The 16857-nt window shown below is 71.6% G+C and carries 21 protein-coding genes; 16 read left to right on the top strand and 5 right to left on the bottom strand.

All coding sequences use genetic code 11. The features are described from left to right. Positions 1-142 precede the first annotated feature (142 nt). From CP983_RS08090 to CP983_RS08030, 13 genes are all read left to right on the top strand, one after another. Entirely contained in the window at positions 143-1786 is a 1644-nt protein-coding gene (locus CP983_RS08090) for an NAD(P)/FAD-dependent oxidoreductase (protein WP_150499100.1), read from the top strand. Beyond that, positions 1783-3630: a transketolase gene (locus tag CP983_RS08085; protein ID WP_150499099.1), complete on the top strand. Its 1848-nt coding sequence runs from the start codon at positions 1783-1785 to the stop codon at positions 3628-3630. The genes CP983_RS08090 and CP983_RS08085 overlap by 4 nt, the downstream gene beginning before the upstream one ends. Continuing rightward, positions 3627-4553, top strand: coding sequence for a non-homologous end-joining DNA ligase (gene ligD / locus CP983_RS08080; RefSeq protein WP_150499098.1), 927 nt, complete (start codon positions 3627-3629; stop codon positions 4551-4553). Before CP983_RS08085 ends, ligD begins: the two co-directional genes overlap by 4 nt. 78 nt (positions 4554-4631) lie before the next feature. Further along, complete coding sequence (locus tag CP983_RS08075) at positions 4632-4964, top strand: gas vesicle protein GvpO (protein ID WP_150499097.1); 333 nt, start codon at positions 4632-4634, stop codon at positions 4962-4964. 51 nt (positions 4965-5015) lie between these two features. Next, the gene (locus tag CP983_RS08070) at positions 5016-5441 is read left to right on the top strand and encodes a gas vesicle structural protein GvpA (RefSeq protein WP_030953062.1); all 426 of its coding nucleotides are present in this window, start codon (positions 5016-5018) and stop codon (positions 5439-5441) included. Beyond that, positions 5438-6205, top strand: a complete 768-nt coding sequence (locus tag CP983_RS08065; protein WP_150499096.1) for a GvpL/GvpF family gas vesicle protein — start codon at positions 5438-5440, stop codon at positions 6203-6205. Before CP983_RS08070 ends, CP983_RS08065 begins: the two co-directional genes overlap by 4 nt. A gap of 4 nt (positions 6206-6209) precedes the next feature. Next, positions 6210-6470, top strand: a complete 261-nt coding sequence (locus CP983_RS08060; protein WP_107908011.1) for a gas vesicle protein GvpG — start codon at positions 6210-6212, stop codon at positions 6468-6470. Beyond that, the gene (locus tag CP983_RS08055; RefSeq protein ID WP_150506467.1) at positions 6470-7081 is read left to right on the top strand and encodes a DNA primase; all 612 of its coding nucleotides are present in this window, start codon (positions 6470-6472) and stop codon (positions 7079-7081) included. The genes CP983_RS08060 and CP983_RS08055 overlap by 1 nt, the downstream gene beginning before the upstream one ends. Beyond that, entirely contained in the window at positions 7078-8211 is a 1134-nt protein-coding gene (locus CP983_RS08050; protein ID WP_150499095.1) for an SRPBCC family protein, read from the top strand. Before CP983_RS08055 ends, CP983_RS08050 begins: the two co-directional genes overlap by 4 nt. Continuing rightward, positions 8208-8555 carry a gas vesicle protein gene (locus CP983_RS08045; protein ID WP_107908014.1) on the top strand — a complete coding sequence of 116 codons (348 nt, stop codon included), beginning with the start codon at positions 8208-8210 and terminating at the stop codon, positions 8553-8555. Before CP983_RS08050 ends, CP983_RS08045 begins: the two co-directional genes overlap by 4 nt. Then, positions 8552-9346, top strand: coding sequence for a GvpL/GvpF family gas vesicle protein (locus tag CP983_RS08040; RefSeq protein WP_150499094.1), 795 nt, complete (start codon positions 8552-8554; stop codon positions 9344-9346). Before CP983_RS08045 ends, CP983_RS08040 begins: the two co-directional genes overlap by 4 nt. Further along, complete coding sequence (locus CP983_RS08035) at positions 9343-9531, top strand: gas vesicle protein (RefSeq protein ID WP_030953078.1); 189 nt, start codon at positions 9343-9345, stop codon at positions 9529-9531. The genes CP983_RS08040 and CP983_RS08035 overlap by 4 nt, the downstream gene beginning before the upstream one ends. Then, on the top strand, positions 9528-9812 hold the full coding sequence (locus CP983_RS08030; RefSeq protein WP_107908016.1) for a gas vesicle protein K: 285 nt from the start codon (positions 9528-9530) through the stop codon (positions 9810-9812). The genes CP983_RS08035 and CP983_RS08030 overlap by 4 nt, the downstream gene beginning before the upstream one ends. Before the next feature lie 25 nt (positions 9813-9837). On the opposite strand, the gene CP983_RS08025 is transcribed toward CP983_RS08030, so the two are convergent. The 3 genes from CP983_RS08025 to CP983_RS08015 form a co-directional block, all read right to left on the bottom strand. After that, on the bottom strand, positions 9838-10008 hold the full coding sequence (locus tag CP983_RS08025; RefSeq protein ID WP_107908017.1) for a hydrophobic protein: 171 nt from the start codon (positions 10006-10008) through the stop codon (positions 9838-9840). A 42-nt stretch (positions 10009-10050) separates the two neighbouring features. Continuing rightward, on the bottom strand, positions 10051-10896 hold the full coding sequence (locus CP983_RS08020) for a methyltransferase domain-containing protein (RefSeq protein ID WP_150499093.1): 846 nt from the start codon (positions 10894-10896) through the stop codon (positions 10051-10053). A 136-nt stretch (positions 10897-11032) separates the two neighbouring features. Next, positions 11033-12526: a bifunctional phosphatase PAP2/diacylglycerol kinase family protein gene (locus CP983_RS08015; RefSeq protein WP_125528261.1), complete on the bottom strand. Its 1494-nt coding sequence runs from the start codon at positions 12524-12526 to the stop codon at positions 11033-11035. A 72-nt stretch (positions 12527-12598) separates the two neighbouring features. On the opposite strand from CP983_RS08015, the gene CP983_RS08010 reads away from it, so the two are divergent. The 3 genes from CP983_RS08010 (at position 12599) to CP983_RS08000 (ending at position 15554) form a co-directional block, all read left to right on the top strand. Further along, a complete protein-coding gene (locus CP983_RS08010) occupies positions 12599-13258 on the top strand; it encodes a histidine phosphatase family protein (RefSeq protein WP_150499092.1) in 660 nt (219 codons plus the stop codon). 146 nt (positions 13259-13404) lie between these two features. Further along, positions 13405-15024, top strand: a complete 1620-nt coding sequence (locus CP983_RS08005; RefSeq protein ID WP_150499091.1) for an ABC-F family ATP-binding cassette domain-containing protein — start codon at positions 13405-13407, stop codon at positions 15022-15024. Positions 15025-15278: 254 nt separating this feature from the next. Next, positions 15279-15554, top strand: a complete 276-nt coding sequence (locus tag CP983_RS08000) for a DUF6158 family protein (RefSeq protein ID WP_107908021.1) — start codon at positions 15279-15281, stop codon at positions 15552-15554. Between the two features lie 28 nt (positions 15555-15582). Here CP983_RS08000 and CP983_RS07995 read toward each other — a convergent pair whose 3' ends face one another. Both CP983_RS07995 and CP983_RS07990 read right to left on the bottom strand, forming a co-directional pair. After that, positions 15583-16134, bottom strand: coding sequence for a type 1 glutamine amidotransferase domain-containing protein (locus CP983_RS07995; RefSeq protein ID WP_150499090.1), 552 nt, complete (start codon positions 16132-16134; stop codon positions 15583-15585). A gap of 182 nt (positions 16135-16316) precedes the next feature. Further along, complete coding sequence (locus CP983_RS07990) at positions 16317-16724, bottom strand: DUF2795 domain-containing protein (RefSeq protein WP_107908023.1); 408 nt, start codon at positions 16722-16724, stop codon at positions 16317-16319. Between the last annotated feature and the right edge of the window lie 133 nt (positions 16725-16857).

Raw genomic sequence — 16857 nt, 5'->3', positions numbered from 1 at the left:
CGAGTACCCGCATGCGGCGCCGGAAACCGGTCCCGGCAGGTCGGCGCGGCGTGGGCCGTTGGCTGCCCGGGCCGACGTTTGGCGGTCCTGACCTGGGGGACGCGGAAGGCTCCGAGGTACGCGACAGCGTCGGAGGCGCACTGTGAGTCGACCCCGCATCGTGATCGTCGGCGCCGGATTCGCCGGGTACCGGGCGGCCCGCGTCCTGTCCCGGCTCACCCGGCACAAGGCCGACATCACCCTGCTGAACCCGACCGACTACTTCCTGTATCTGCCCCTGCTGCCCCAGGTGGCCGCGGGCATCCTGGAGCCACGCAGGGTGACCGTCTCGCTCACCGGCACACTGCCGGACGTCCGGCTCGTGCTGGGCGAGGCCGACGCCGTCGACCTCGACGGGCACACCGTGCGCCACACCGGCCCCGAGGGCGACGGCGGCACCCTGCCCTTCGACCGGCTGATCCTCGCCGCGGGCAGCGTCAACAAGCTGCTGCCCATCCCCGGCGTCGCCGAGCACGCGCACGGCTTCCGCGGCCTGCCCGAGGCGCTGTACCTGCGGGACCACGTGACCCGGCAGATGGAGCTGGCGGCCGCCGCCGACGACCCCGCGAGCTGTGCGGAACGCTGCACGTTCGTCGTCGTCGGCGCCGGATACACCGGCACCGAGGTCGCCGCGCAGGGCAAGCTCTTCACCGACTCCCAGGTCCGCAGGCGCCCCCTGCGAGCGGGCATGCGGCCACGTTGGCTGCTGCTCGACATCGCCGAGCGGGTTCTGCCCGAGCTGGACGAGACCCTGTCACGCACCGCCGACCGGGTGCTGCGGCAGCGGGGCGTCGAGGTGCGGATGGGCACCTCCGTGAAGGAGGCCACGCACCGCGGGGTGCTGCTGACCGACGGCGAGTTCGTCGACACCCGCACCCTGGTGTGGTGCGTCGGCGTACGGCCCGACCCGCTCGCCGAGTCGCTCGAACTCCCCTTGGAGAAGGGCCGGTTGCTCGTCGACCCCTACCTCCAGGTGCCGGGCCGGCCCGGCCTGTTCGCCGCCGGGGACGCGGCCGCGGTGCCCGACCTGGAGAAGCCCGGTGCCTACACGCCGATGACCGCCCAGCACGCCTGGCGGCAGGGCAAGGCCGTGGCGCACAACGTCGCCGCGTCGCTGGGCCTGGGGGAGCGGCGCGCCTACCGCCACCGCGACTTGGGCTTCGTCGTCGACCTCGGCGGCGTCAAGGCCGCCGCCAACCCGCTGGGCATCCCCCTGTCCGGAGTGGCCGCGGGCGCGGTCACCCGCGGCTACCACCTCGCCGCGATGCCCGGCAACCGCGTCCGTGTGGCCGCCGACTGGCTCCTGGACGCCGTACTGCCGCGCCAGGCCGTCCAGTTGGGTCTCGTACGGTCGTGGTCGGTACCGCTGGACACGGCCTCGCCGGAGCTGGCCCGGGTGCCGGGCGGCCCCGAGAAGGCGCGCGCGGGGAACCCGGGGCCGGCCGGGGGATCGCCTGCCGGTGAGGGCGCCGAACCGGCGGACGCCATACGGGACGCCGACGCCGGCAAGCACGCCGAACCTCCGGGCCCGCTGAAGGAGCCGGACCTGATCCAGGACGCCGACGCGGCCCAGCACGCCGAGCCCCCGGGTCCTGTGAAGCAGCCGGACCCGGCCCAGGCTCCCGAGCGCACCCCGGGCGCCGCCTCCTCCGACGCGCCGGCCGTTCACAAGCATCGCCCCAGGGACCCCTCGACCCTCGCCCCGCCGGAACCCGGCTCGCCCGCCTCCTCGGAAGGAGATTCATGAACACCGCCGAACTCACCGAGCTCGCCCAGCAGTTGCGGGTGGACAGTGTGCGGGCGTCCGCCGCCGCGGGGTCGGGGCATCCGACGTCGTCGATGTCGGCCGCCGATCTGATGGCCGTTCTCCTCGCGCGGCATCTGCGCTACGACTTCGAGCGGCCCGCCCACCCGGGCAACGACCGGTTCGTCCTGTCCAAGGGGCACGCCACGCCGCTGCTGTACTCGGCCTACAAGGCCGTCGGCGCCATCGAGGACGGCGAGCTGCTCACCTTCCGCCGGATCGGCAGCCGTCTCGAAGGGCACCCCACCCCGCGCCGGGTGCCCTGGGTGGAGACCGCGAGCGGCTCGCTCGGACAGGGACTGCCGATCGGCGTCGGCATCGCGCTCGCCGGGAAGCGGCTGGACCGCGCCGGCTACCGGGTGTGGGTGCTGTGCGGGGACAGCGAACTCGCCGAGGGCTCCGTGTGGGAGGCGGCCGAGCACGCGGCGTACGAGAATCTGGACAACCTGACGACCATCGTGGACGTGAACCGGCTGGGCCAGCGCGGCCCGACCCGGCACGGCCACGACCTCGACGCCTATGCCCGCCGCTTCCAGGCCTTCGGCTGGCACACCGTCGAGGTCGACGGACACGACGTGGACGCCGTGGACCGTGCCTACGCGGAGGCCCGCTCCACCACCGGGCAGCCCACCGTCATCCTCGCCCGCACCCTCAAGGGCAAGGGCGTCGCCGACGTCCAGGACCGCGAGGGGCTGCACGGCAAGCCGCTCCCGGACGCCGACGCGGCCATCGCCGAACTCGGCGGACCGCGCGACCTGCACGTCCGGGTCCACGAGCCGCCCGCGACCCGCGCCCTGCACGCCGTGCCCGACGGAAACCTCGAACTGCCCCGCTGGGACAAGGGGGAGGAGGTCGCCACCCGCAACGCCTACGGCGAGGCGCTCGCCGCCCTCGGCGCGGCACGCTCCGATGTCGTCGCCCTCGACGGCGAGGTCAGCGACTCCACCCGCGCCGAGTTCTTCGCCAAGGAATTCCCCGACCGGTTCTTCGAGTGCTACATCGCCGAGCAGCAGATGGTCGCCGCCGCGGTGGGGCTCGCCACGCGCGGCCGGGTGCCGTACGCCTCGACCTTCGCGGCCTTCCTGACCCGCGCCTACGACTTCGTGCGCATGGCGTCCATCAGCGGCGTCGGCGTCAACCTCGTCGGCTCGCACGCCGGTGTCGCCATCGGGCAGGACGGGCCCAGCCAGATGGGCCTGGAGGACCTGGCGATGATGCGGGCCGTGTACGACTCGACGGTGCTGTACCCGTGCGACGCCAACCAGACCGCGAAGCTCGTCGCCGCCATGGCCGGCCTCGACGGCATCCGCTATCTGCGCACCTCGCGCGGCGCAGGCCCCGTGATCTACGGCCCCGACGAGGAGTTCCCGGTCGGCGGCAGCAAGGTGCTGCGCGCCGGGGACCACGACCGGCTGACCGTCGTCGCGGCCGGAGTCACCGTGCACGAGGCACTCGCCGCCGCCGACGTCCTGGCCCGCGAGGGCATCGCCATCAGGGTGATCGACCTCTACTCCGTCAAGCCCGTCGACCGGCTCACGCTGCGTCAGGCGGCCGAGGAGACCGGCCTGTTGCTCACGGTGGAGGACCACCACGAGGAGGGCGGCCTCGGCGACGCCGTCCTGGACGCCTTCCTGGACGGGCGCCCGGTCCCGCGCCTGGTACGGCTCGCCGTACGCATGATGCCGGGCTCGGCGTCCCCGGACGAACAGCTGCACGCCGCCGGCATCGACGCGGCGTCCATCGCCGCCGCGGGCAAGCTGCTGGTGGAGGAGGCGGTCGTACGGTGACCGACGGCGGTACCAGGAGAGTGCGGGCAGGCCGCCGTACCGTCGAGGTCAAACGGGTCGACAAGGTGCTCTTGCCCGGTTCCGGGGACGCGAAGGAGTACACCAAGGGCGACCTCGTCGACTACCACCGCTCCGTCGCCCGGTTCATGCTGCCGCATCTGCGGGGCCGCCCGCTGATGCTGGAACGGCACCCCGACGGGCTGGACGGGCCCGAGTTCATGCAGAAGAACACCCCGGAGCACTACCCGGACTGGATCACCCGGGTAGAGGTGTCCAAGGAGGACGGCACCGTCCGCCACACGGTCTGCGACGACACCGCGAGTCTCCTGTACCTCACCGACCAGGCCTGCCTCACGCTGCACCGCTGGCTCTCCCGCACCTGCAGTATCGACTGCCCCGACCGGCTGGTCTTCGACCTCGACCCGGCCGACGACGACTTCGGACAGGTCCGGGAGGCCGCCGGGTTCCTCGGCGAACTGCTCGACGAACTGGAGCTGCCCTCGGCGCCGATGACCACCGGTTCACGCGGGTTGCACATCGTCGTGCCATTGACGGCACGTCAGGACTGCGACGAGGTAGGGAAGTTCGCGCGGGACGTCGCCGACACGCTCACCGCGGCCCACCCGGACCGGCTCACCACCGCCGCCCGCAAGAAGGACCGCGGCGACCGCCTCTACCTCGACGTGCAGCGCAACGCCTATGCACAGACGGTGGTCGCGCCCTACACGGTCCGCGCCCGCCCCGGAGCCCCCGTGGCCACGCCGATCGGCTGGGCCGACCTGGACGACCCGGACCTCCACGCGCGGCGCTGGACCATCGCCGACGCCGTGGAAAAGGCGCGCAGCGACCCGTGGGCCGGGCTGATGCGCCGGGCCCGTGCTCTCGGGCCGGCGCGCCGCAGGCTCGACTCGCTCAAGGGCTGAAGAAGCCGAATGAGGGCCGAAGAAGCCGTACCGAGTGTTTGACCCACGCCTCTCAGGCCACTCGGCGTCGGAGGCGCCATGAATGATTCACAGAACACACCCAAGACATCCAGACGGCAGACGGGCGGGGCGAAGAAGCAACCGGGCCCCATGGAAATCCTGCGACAGGCACGGACCCAGCTCGCAGAACTCACCGGTGCGGACGCGGAGAAGGTGACGTCCTTCGAACAGTCGGAGGACGGCTGGTCCCTCGAGATCGAGGTACTGGAACTGTCCCGCGTGCCCGACACGATGAGCCTGATGGCGAGCTACCAGGTCGATCTCGACCCAGAGGGACAGCTCACCGGGTACCGGCGCGTGCGCCGCTACGAGCGTGGGCGTTCCGACGCGCAGAGGCGGGGCGGCCGGTAGGCCGCCCGCCCGCGCCCAGTACACCGTCCCGAGACAAGGAGGAACGGCGGCATGACCGTTGTCCCGGCACAGCAGAGCGGCGGCGGAGGCGGCAGCAGCGGCCTCTACGACGTGCTGGAGCTCGTACTCGACAGGGGGCTCGTGATCGACGCGTTCGTGCGGGTCTCCCTGGTCGGCATCGAGATCCTGAAGATCGACATCCGGGTCGTCGTGGCCAGTGTGGACACCTATCTGCGCTTCGCCGAGGCGTGCAACCGGCTCGACCTGGAGGCCGGGCCGCGCAAGGACCCGGGCCTGCCCGACCTGGTCGGGGAGATCACCGAATCCGGTGCGAAGGGCAAGTCGAAGGGTGCGCTCTCCGGCGCCGCCGAGACCATCTCCGACGCCTTCAAGCAGGCACGTGAGGAAGGTGAGGAACGACCCAGGCAGCGCACCCGTAAGTCCACGACGTCGCGCCGGAAGGAGGAGCAGGAGTGAACACGTACGTCTATGGCATCACCGCGAGCTCGCACCCCGCGCTTCCGAAGGGCATGGGCGGCATCGGTGACCCGGCCCGCCCGGTGCGGGTGCTCAAGGAAGGTGCGCTTGCCGCTCTCGTCAGCGACGCGCCCGACGGGCTGCGTCCCAAGCGCAGGGAACTGCTCGCCCACTCCGCCGTACTCGACGAGGCGGGCGCGGCCGGCTGCGTGCTGCCCATGCGGTTCGGGAGCGTCGCCCCCGACGACGACACCGTCAGCTCGGTCCTGGCAGAACGCTCCGAGCACTACAAGGAACGTCTCACGGCCCTCGACGGCAAGGTCGAGTACAACGTCAAGGCGTCGCACGACGAGGAGGCCGTGCTGCACCGGGTGATGGCCCAGAACCCGGAGCTGCGGGCCATGACCCAGGCCAACCGGCAGGCCGGCGGCGGCACCTACGACCAGCGGCTCCACCTCGGCGAGATGGTGGTCGCCGCCGTCAAGGCCCAGGAGGCCGAGGACGCCACCGATGTGCAGCACACCCTGGAACCGGCCGCGGACGCCGTCAGCGTCGGCCCCGACTCCAGCGGCTGGCTCGCCAACGTGTCCTTCCTGGTGGACCGCGACGGGGCGGAGAACTTCCTCACGGCGGTCGAGCAGCTCCGCTCGGGCCATCCGCACCTCGAACTGCGCGTCAACGGCCCGCTGCCGCCGTACAGCTTCGTCGAGCCCGGCCCGGCCGAGCCCGCCATCACGAGCGCCGCGGAGCACGCGGAGGAGTGAGGTCATGGGACTGATCGGAGAGGTATTCCTGCTGCCGTTCGCCCCGGTGCGCGGCAGCGGATGGGTGATCAGGCAGGTGCTGAGCGAAGCGGAACGCATCTACTACGACCCCAGTGCCGTGCGCGCCGAACTGGCACGGCTGGAGGAGCGGTTGACCGCGGGCGAGATCGACGAGGAGGAGTTCGACCGCCTGGAGGACGAACTTCTCGACCGGCTGGAGATCGGCCTGCGCGCAGGCTACGGGAACAGTGACGGGACGGCATGATGAACCGAGTGGGACTTGGCCTCGCGGTAGGGGCCGGATACGTCCTCGGACGTACGAAGAAGATGAAACTGGCGTTCGCGCTGGGCACGTTGGTGGCCGGCAAGCGGCTGAACCTGACCCCGCAGGGGATCATGGACCTGGTCTCCGGGCAGCTGAAGAACAACCCCCAGTTCAAGGAGATCGGGGACCAGCTGCGCGAGGATCTGCGCGGCGTCGGCCAGGCCGCCTCGGGCGCCATGGTCGAGCGGCAGCTCGACGCGTTCGCCGACCGGCTGCACGGCCGTACCGCCGAGGTGCGTGAGCAGCTGACGGGCGCGGTGCCGACGCCGGATCTCGGTGCGAAGGACGAGGACGGCGAGGACCGCGACGACGAGCCGGAGGAGTCCGCGCAGGACTCCACGGACGACGAAGAGCGTGAGCGGCCGGCCCGCAAGGCCACGGCCAAGAAGCCCGCGGCGAAGAAGACCGCGACGAAGGCGGCCAAGAAGGCCCCCGCGAAGCAGTCGGCGCCGAAGAAGAAGACGGCGGCGAAGCGGACCGGCGGCGCCGCCAGGTCGGCGGCCCGGCAGACGGCCGGGGCACGCCGTTCGAAGGGTGGTGACGGGTCATGACCGAGACACTCGGATCCGCGGGCTCCGCGGCCGGCGGCGCGGCGAAGCCCCTGTCCGGCCTGGCCAACAGTGAGGCGGCCGACCGGCTGAAGTCCGAACTCCAGGACTATCTCGCCGCGCAGGTCACGCGTCTGCTGACCGGCGCGGGCCGCAAGCTCGGCGAGACCACCGGCAAACTGAACGACATCGCCGACGGCAGCAGCCCCGGCTTCGCACAACTCGCCCTCGACGGCGGGCGCAAGCTCGCCGAGGGCAAGGGGCCGCTGCGCAGCGCGCTGGAACTCGGCGCAACCCGCGCGAAGGACAACGTCGTGAACGCGTTCAAGAACCTCGGCGGGGGCGGCAAGGGCAAGAAGAAGGGCGGGGCGGGCAAGAAGCCCACGGTCATCATCGAGCACATCGACGTGGGCGTGCCGCTGCGCACCGCCTACGACCAGTGGACCCAGTACCAGGACTTCAGCACCTTCGCGAAGGGCGTGAAGAGCGCGAACCGCGCCGACGACACGACCTCGGACTGGCAGCTGAAGGTGTTCTGGTCCAACCGCAGCTGGAAGGCGCACACCACCGAGCAGCTGCCGGACGACCGGATCGCCTGGACTTCGGAGGGTGGCAAGGGCACCACGAAGGGTGTCGTCTCCTTCCACAAGCTCACCGACGGCCTGACCCGCGTCCTGCTGGTGATCGAGTACTACCCCAAGGGCCTGTTCGAGAAGACCGGCAACATCTGGCGCGCCCAGGGCCGCCGGGCCCGGCTCGACCTCAAGAACTACGTCCGCTTCATCACCCTCAAGGGAGAGGCCGAGGACGGCTGGCGCGGCGAGATCCGCGACGGCGAGGTCGTGCGCACCCATGAGGACGCGGTCGCGGAGGAGGACGAGGAGGAGTACCAAGAGAACGAGGACGGGGACGGCGAGGGCGCCGAGAACCGCGAGGACGGTGAGGACGCCGAGGACGCCGAGTACTCCGACGACGAGCCGGAGGACGAGTACGAGGAGGATGAGGAGGCCGAGGACGCCGAGGGCGAGGAGGAGCCCGAGGACGCGTACGAGGACGAGCCCGAGTACGAGGACGAAGCAGACGCCGAGTACGAGGACGAGGACGAGTACGCAGGCAGTGGGAGCCGGCGATGACCATGTCCAGCAGGCTGCCCGAGCCCTACAGCCAGGGCAGCGGAGCCAACCTCGCGGACATCCTGGAACGGGTGCTCGACAAGGGCATCGTGATCGCGGGCGACATCCGGATCAACCTGCTCGACATCGAGCTCCTGACCATCAAGCTCCGCCTCATCGTGGCCTCCGTCGACAAGGCGAAGGAGATGGGCATCGACTGGTGGGAGGACGACCCCGCGTTGTCCTCCCGCGCCCGCCGCAACGAACTGGCCAGGGAGAACGCCGAGTTGCGTGAGCGACTGGAGCGGCTCGAGCAGCTGGAGCCGGCCAGGGAGAGCGCCCGCGCGCAGGAGGAGGCCCCATGACCGCTCTGCGTTACGTCTACGCCGTGTGCCGCCCCTTTCGCTCCGCCCTCCAGGCGCAGCTGACAGGGGTCGCCGGGGCGCCGCCCAAGCAGCTCACCCACCACGGCCTGGTCGCCGTCGTCAGCACGGTGCCCGAGTCGGACTTCGCCGAGGCGCCGCTGCGCGCCCACCTGGAGGACCTGGACTGGCTCACCGTCACGGCCCGCGCCCATCAGCAGGTCATCGACGCGCTCACCGCCGTCACCACGCCGTTGCCGCTGCGGCTCGGCACCGTCTTCCGGGACGACAGCGGCGTACGGACCATGATGGAGGCGCGCGAGCAGGACTTCCTGCGCGTCCTGGACCGGCTGGAGGGCCGGGTGGAGTGGGGCGTCAAGGTGTACGTGGAGAGAGAGCCCACGGAAGCCGCCGAGCCCACCGCGCCCGGCCCGCCCGAGCACGCGGCGGGGTCGGGCCGTGACTATCTGCGCCGGCGCCGAATGCAGACGCGCGCCCACGAGGACGTGTGGCAGCGGGCCACCGAATTCGCCGGGCGGCTGCACGAAACGCTTTCCGCTTTCGGTGAGGAGGCCCGGCTGCACGCCCCGCAGAACGCCACGCTTTCGGGCGCGTCCGGGCAGAACGTGCTCAATGCCGCCTATCTGGTGCCGCGCTCGGATTCCGAGGAATTCGTGGAACTGGTGGACCGGGAGAAGGACGACGCCCCCGGAATCCGGGTCGAACTGACCGGGCCGTGGGCGGCGTATTCCTTCACGGGTGAGTTCGCCGAGGAGTCGGAGGTGGACCGGTGACCGTCGTCGAACGCCGTGAGGTCGCGCTCGTGGACCTGCTCGACCGGCTGCTCGCCGGGGGCGTCGTCGTCACCGGCGACATCACCCTGCGCATCGCCGACGTCGACCTCGTGCGCATCGACCTGAACGCGCTGATCAGCTCCGTCAACGAGCAGGTCCCGTCGCCCTGGGGAGAGTTGACATGACGTCACCGCGCAACCGGCTGGACCTCGACCCCGACACGGTCGAACGCGACCTCGTGAAACTCGTCCTGACGGTCGTCGAGTTGCTCCGCCAGCTCATGGAACGCCAGGCGCTGCGCCGCTTCGACACGGGCGAGCTGGACGAGGAGCAGGAGGAGCGGATCGGGCTGACGCTGATGCTGCTGGAGGACCGGATGGCCGAACTCCGGGAGCGGTACGGGCTGCGGCCCGAGGACCTGAATCTGGACCTCGGGCCGCTCGGACCGCTGCTTCCCAGGGAGTGAATTCGACTCGGGAAGTCGGATCAACTCACCATCGATACCAGCGTCCCCTGCCCCCTGCCGTGGTCGTGCCACGCATCACGAATCCCAGAAGCCATACGACGAGAACCACGATCGCGATCCACCAAAGGGCCTTCAACGCGAATCCGGCACCGAACAGAATCAGCGCCAGCAGCAGCACGAGCAGAATAGGAATCATAGTCCAACCTCCTGCTCGTGCGAGTTACCAATAATTCGCCGTTCAGGCTTCTTTCCGGCACAGAATCTCCCCGTGCAGCACGCTGAACCAGCCGTCGCCGCGCCGCCCCCACTCCCGCCATGCCTCCGAGACCGCCCGCAGCTCCTCGGCGGTCGCGTGCCCGCCCTCCGTGGCACGCTCGGCATACGCCGAGGCCAGCGTGCGGTCCGCCCACAGCCCGCTCCACCAGTCCCGCTCCTCCTCGGTCGAGAAGGTCCAGGTGCTCGACGTCGCCGTGACGTCGGTGAGCCCCGCTTGCAGCGCCCAGGACTTCAGCCGGCGTCCGGCGTCCGGCTCACCGCCGTTGGCGCGCGCGACCCGGCGGTACAGCTCCAGCCAGTCGTCCATGCCGCGGGACGGCGGATACCAGGACATGGCCCCGTAGTCGGAGTCGCGGACCGCGATGAGACCACCCGGCCTGGTGACCCGCGCCATCTCGCGCAGCGCGCCCACCGGATCGCCGACGTGCTGCAGCACCTGGTGGGCGTGGACCACGCAGAACGTCTCGTCCGGGAAGTCCAGGCCGTGCACGTCCGCCACCGCGAAATCGACGTTCGGCACACCCCGCCCGGCTGCCGTGGCCCGGGCCTGCTCCAGGATCCCCGGCGCCCGGTCGACGCCCGTGACACGGCCGTCCGGGACCAGGGCGGCCAGGTCCGCGGTGATCGTGCCCGGGCCGCAGCCGACGTCCAGGATCCGCATGTGCGGCTTCAGCGAGTCGAGCAGGTAGGCCGCCGAGTTGGCCGCGGTGCGCCAGGTGTGCGAACGCAGCACGGACTCGTGGTGCCCGTGCGTGTAGACGGCGGTCTCCCGCGCCTTGGAGTGTGCGTCCGGCTGTGCCTTCGACATGCCTGATCCCCTCGTCTCGTCGTACCGGCTCACGGGGCGCGCGGCCCCGCCGGGCGGTACTCGACACCGTACGCCCGCATGTCGAATGCTGAGACCTGCATTTTGCGATGTGGACTGACGGGGTGTCGGAAGCGGATCAGGAACCGATCAGCGGACGGTAGACCGTCAGCGCCTCCGGCAGCTTCTCCAGCGTCACCTCACCGCCCACCTCGGTGACTTCACCGTCGTAGGCGAGCAGCGCCCCCGGAGTGACGCCCGTCAGCCGCAGGCGGCCGACCTGGACCGCCGCGTGCGCGGGGGAGCGGGTCAGGGGGCCCGCGACGGCCGCGGCGAGCAGGCGCAGCGCGGGCCGCCGGCCGCCGTGCACGACCCTTACGTCGAGCACCCCGTCCGCGAGGTTCAGCCGGCGCGCGGGCGCCAGGCCCAGCCGGTGGTAGGTGCCGTTCCCGGCGAACAGCAGCCACAACGGGTGCGAGCTGCCCGCCACTTCGGCCTGGAGCGGATGGCGGTCCCGGCGCAGCACGCGCAGCGCCGCCACCACCCCGGCCGGCCAGTCGCCGATCCGGGGCGCGAAGCGGTCGCGCTCGCGCACCAGCTCCGGATACACGCCGAGACTGCACGTGTTGAGGAACAGCCCCTCCTGCGCACCGCACCTGAAGCGGCCCACGTCCACGCGCACCGCCTCGCCGCGCTGGACGGCCCGGCCGACGTCGCGTTCGCTCTCCACACCCAGGTCGAGGGCGAAGTGGTTCAGCGTGCCGCCGGGCAGCACGGCCAGCGGGAGGTCGTGCCGCAGCGCCACCTCGGCCGCCGCGTTCACCGTGCCGTCGCCGCCGCACACCCCGAGCACCTGGGCGCGGCCCGCAGCCTTGTCCAACTCGGCTGCGATGTCCGCCGGTTCGCACTCGACGAGCTCGGCGCGCGGCAGCAGGTCCAGCAGGGCGTGCACCCGGTCGGAGGTGCCCGCCGCCCTGTTCGCCACCACGATCAGGCCGTCCCCCTCGGTCAGCGCCGGGACATCCGTACGGGGCCTGGCCGGCGGGACCTGCCGGACACGCGTGGGCACCATGCCCCGTACGGCGAAGGCGGCGCCCGCGCCCAGCGCCGCGCCCGCCAGCACATCGCTGGGGAAGTGCACGCCGGTGTACACCCGCGACAGCGCCACCGACCAGGCGATCGGCGCCACCGCCAGGCCCCAGGCGGGCGACTCCAGGGCGACACCGGTGGCGAACGCGGCCGCCGAGGCGGCGTGCCCGGACGGGAACGAGGTCGTGATCGGCTGCCGCTTCAGCTGCCGGACCAGCGGAACGGGATCGAGCGTGGGCCGGGTCCGGCGCACCGACCGCTTGCCGACGGTGTTGATGGTCAGCGAGGCGAGGCTCAGCGAGGCCAGGCCCCGCACCGCGGCCCGGCGGGCCCGTGGCGTACGGCTGGCGGCGATGACGGCACCCGCCGCGAACCACAGCAGCCCGTGGTTCGCGCTCCGGCTCAGCCGCGGCAGGATCCGCTCGGCGTACGGCCAGTGCTGCTCGGCGGCGAACTCGAACAGCCGCGAGTCGAGGGAGAGGAACCGGTCGCGCAGGGCGTGCCGGCCGGGCTTGAGGACGGTGAGGTCGACGTCTGGGCTCATACAGGGCTGGGTACCCTGAAGTGGCCGATTGCTGTCCGGCCGGCGGTGACCGACACACGGAGGAACCCGTAGATGCGCCTGCTGCTCGTCCGCCACGGCCAGACCCCGACCAATGTGGACTACCTCCTCGACACCGCCGTCCCCGGCCCCGGTCTCACCGAGCTCGGCGAACGGCAGGCCGCCGCGCTGCCCGCCGCCCTGACCGGCGAGGACATCGAGGCGATCTACGCATCCACCCTCGTCCGCACCCAGCTCACCGCCGCCCCGCTGGCCGCCGCCCGCGGCCTGGACGTGATCGTCCGCGCCGGCATCCGCGAGGTGTTCGCCGGCGACCTGGAGATGCTGCCGGGCGACACCGAGGCCGGGCATGTCTACATGCGGACGGTGTTCGCCTGGGCGGCGGGCGACACGGAGCTGCGCATGCCGGGCGGCGAGAGCGGTGCGGAGGCACTCGCGCGCTACGACGCGGTGGTCGCCGAGGCCGCCGGCAGCGGGGCCGGGACGGTCGCCCTGGTCAGCCACGGCGCCGCGATCCGCATGTGGGCGGCGGCCCGGGTGGCCAATGTCGACGTCGCCTTCGCGGGAGCGCATCCGCTCGACAACACCGGCGTGGTGGTCCTGGAGGGTTCACCCGAGGACGGGTGGAAGGCGTTGTCGTGGGCGGGCGCGGTCGTGGCGTCGACGGGGGAGAGCGGACCGGCCGGGCAGGCCGTGGAGGAGGACCTGCCGTAGCGGCGGTCTCGTAGCGGCGGTCTCCTCGTAGCAGCTCTCGTGGAGGCCCTCCAGTGGAGGCCGAAAGAGGCCCGAGGGCGGTTTCTCGCCCGCCGCCGCGGATAACGGTTTGCCCGCGCTCCGAGGCGGCCCGCACAATCCGGTCCATGGGACATCTGGAAGCCGCGCACCTCGAGTACTACCTCCCCGACGGGAGGGCGTTGCTCGGCGACGTGTCCTTCCGCGTGGGGGAGGGCGCCATCGTGGCGCTGGTCGGACCCAACGGCGCCGGCAAGACGACCCTGCTGCGACTGATCTCCGGGGAACTGAAACCGCACGGCGGCACCGTCACCGTCAGCGGCGGTCTCGGGGTGATGCGCCAGTTCGTGGGATCCGTACGGGACGAGACGACCGTGCGCGATCTGCTGGTGTCGGTCGCGCCGCCCCGGATCCGCGCGGCCGCGCAGGCCGTCGACGCCGCCGAGCACGCCATCATGACCGTCGACGACGAGGCCGCCCAGCTGAAGTACGCGCAGGCCCTCTCCGACTGGGCCGAGGTGCGCGGGTACGAGGCCGAGACGCTGTGGGACATGTGCACCACGGCCGCGCTCGGCGTGCCGTACGACAAGGCGCAGTGGCGGCAGGTGCGCACCCTGTCCGGTGGTGAGCAGAAGCGCCTGGTGCTGGAGGCGCTGCTGCGCGGCACCGACGAGGTGCTGCTGCTAGACGAGCCCGACAACTACCTCGACGTGCCCGGCAAGCGATGGCTGGAGGAGCGGCTGAAGGAGACCCGCAAGACGGTCCTCTTCGTCTCCCACGACCGGGAGCTGCTGGCCCGCGCGGCCGAGAAGATCGTGTCGGTGGAGCCCTCGCCGGCCGGGGCGGACGCCTGGGTGCACGGCGGCGGCTTCGGCACCTATCACGAGGCCCGCCGTGCCCGGTTCGCCCGCTTCGAGGAGCTGCGCAAACGCTGGGACGAGAAGCACGCGCAGCTGAAGAAGCTCGTACTGACACTTCGTCAGGCGGCTGAGAACAGCCCGGACATGGCCTCCCGCTACCGGGCCGCCCAGACCCGGCTGCGCAAGTTCGAGGAGGCGGGACCGCCGCCGGAGCCGCCGCGCGAGCAGGACATCCGGATGCGGCTGAAGGGCGGCCGCACCGGCGTGCGGGCCGTCACCTGCGAGAGCCTCGAGCTCACGAACCTGATGAAGCCGTTCTCGCTGGAGGTCTTCTACGGCGAGCGGGTCGCCGTCCTCGGCTCCAACGGCTCCGGCAAGTCGCACTTCCTGCGGCTGCTGGCCGGCGACGACGTGGCGCACACCGGGCAGTGGAAGCTCGGCGCGCGGGTCGTGCCCGGGCACTTCGCCCAGACCCACGCGCACCCCGAGCTGCTCGGCCGGACCCTCCTGGACATCCTGTGGAAGGAGCACGCGCAGGACCGGGGCGCCGCGATGTCCCGTCTGCGCCGCTACGAGCTGACCCAGCAGGCCGAGCAGACGTTCGACCGTCTGTCCGGCGGCCAGCAGGCCCGCTTCCAGATCCTCCTGCTGGAGCTGCAGGGAGTGACGGCCCTGCTCCTCGACGAGCCCACCGACAACCTCGACCTGGAGTCCGCCGAGGCGCTCCAGGAGGGGCTGGAGGCATTCGAGGGCACGGTACTTTCGGTCACCCACGACCGCTGGTTCGCCCGCTCCTTCGACCGCTACCTGGTCTTCGGCAGCGACGGACGGGTACGGGAGACGGCGGAGCCGGTGTGGGACGAGCGGAGGGTCGAGCGGGTTCGGTAACCGTGGACGTACGGTCCGTCGCTCGGGGTCATTGCCGAGGGTGAACGGCAGACCTCACCCGCACGGGCGAAGATCGCGACCCGGGCCGTCGGGCGCCGCGTACGGGGTCTGTCCGCCGTGCGCCCGGTAAGTGCCGACACGCACGGAGGCCCGGGGACCCCGCTGTTCGTACAGTGGATGCAGAAGCGAGACCCAAGGCTGTCTCCCGTACACCGCCCGCGGGCCCCGTGCTCACGGGCGGGTGCGGGGACCGCATGGTTGAACACGACGAGCGGGGCACCACCATGACCGGAGTCGACCCCAGCCGGCTGGACGACCAACAGCTCATGAAGGAGCTGGAGAACATCCACCGGACGCGCCACGACACGCTGCTGTACGGCTCGAACGACGCGCTTCGGGCCCACAACGAACGGATGGCGCAGCTGGAGGGCGAGTATCTGCGCCGCAACCCACGCCGCACGGTGGCCTCGGGCCGCACCCGCGAGGGCGCCCGCGACCGGGCGCCGGGCGGGGCGACGCCGCCGATGTGAGCGTGGCTTCCTGCAGCGGTCGCCCGTCTTACACGGCCGCCCTCGACTCCCTGGCGAACACTTCGAGGAACGTCTCGCAGAACGCCTTCAGGTCGTCCGGCCTACGGCTGGTGACCAGCGCGTTCGGGCCGTGGTCGCAGATCCGTACCTGCTCGTCGACCCAGGAGCCACCGGCGTTGCGGATATCGGTCCGCAGGCTCGGCCACGAGGTGAGCACCCGCCCGCGTACGACGTCCGCCTCCACCAGCGTCCAGGCCGCGTGGCAGATCGCCGCGACCGGCAGGCCCCGGTCGAAGAAGTCCCGTACGAAGGCGACGGCCTTGCGGTTCATCCGCAGATAGTCCGGGTTGGCGACCCCGCCCGGCAGCACCAGCGCGCCGAAGGTGCCGGCCGATGTCTCGCCCACGACCTCCTGCACGGGGAACTTCTCCGCCTTGTCGAGATGGTGGAACGCCTGGATCGTGCCCGGCCTCGTCGACACGAGCACCGGCTCGTGCCCCGCGTCCACCGCCGCCCGCCAAGGGTCGGTGAGCTCGATCTGCTCGACGCCCTCGGGCGCGGTCAGAAAAGCGATACGCATGATGTCTCAGTGTCCTTCCGCGACCCTGTGAGGGCCTCGTGACTACGTCGTGCGCCGGCCTCGCCGTCGCGGCCGCGGAACCGGCACCGGCGGCCGACCGGTTGTCCCGGCCGACCGCCGAAGGGTGCTGAACGCCCGCGCACTCATGTGTCCGAAGCGGGGCGTTGTGCGCCCATCTCGTGCTACCGGCTCCTGCGCCGGGCGGCGGTCTCTCGCTCACCGCCGGTCACGGCCTCGGCCAGCTCCTGGACGTTTGCATAGTGCGACGTTCGCGACAGCCGCTCCAACGACTCGACCAGGGCGTCGGGCGCGTACCCCCGGCGCAGCTCGCGGATCAGGTCCCGCGGGGTCGCCGGGAAGGCGCTTCGGCCGAGGAACCGCGCGAGCTCCAGCCGTACCGTCGCCAGCGACGCCGCCGACGTCCCCGGAGCCACCGGACCACCCGCGACCTGCGGGTCGTCCTCGGCGGACGGCTCCGGATCGTGCCACTCCTCGGTCCGGGTCGGATGTCCGGACCGCAGCAGCCCTTGGAGCTCGTGCTTCATCTCGTCGTCGCGGTGAACGCTCAGCCGGTCACTGCCTCGCTGCATGACTCCCTCCAGATCTTCGGGTCTGCGGTCCGCGTACCCGATGAGAGGGGACCGACACGGGGGTTTGCATCCCGGAAGGAGGGTGACCCGGACCGGTACCCCCCCCACGAACGATCCGGGGAAGGACCCAGGC

Origin of the sequence: Streptomyces chartreusis, from assembly GCF_008704715.1 — a bacterium.
GTDB lineage: Bacteria > Actinomycetota > Actinomycetes > Streptomycetales > Streptomycetaceae > Streptomyces > Streptomyces chartreusis.
Note: the sequence above shows the minus strand (reverse complement) of the source record. Positions and strands in the feature narration are given on the sequence as shown.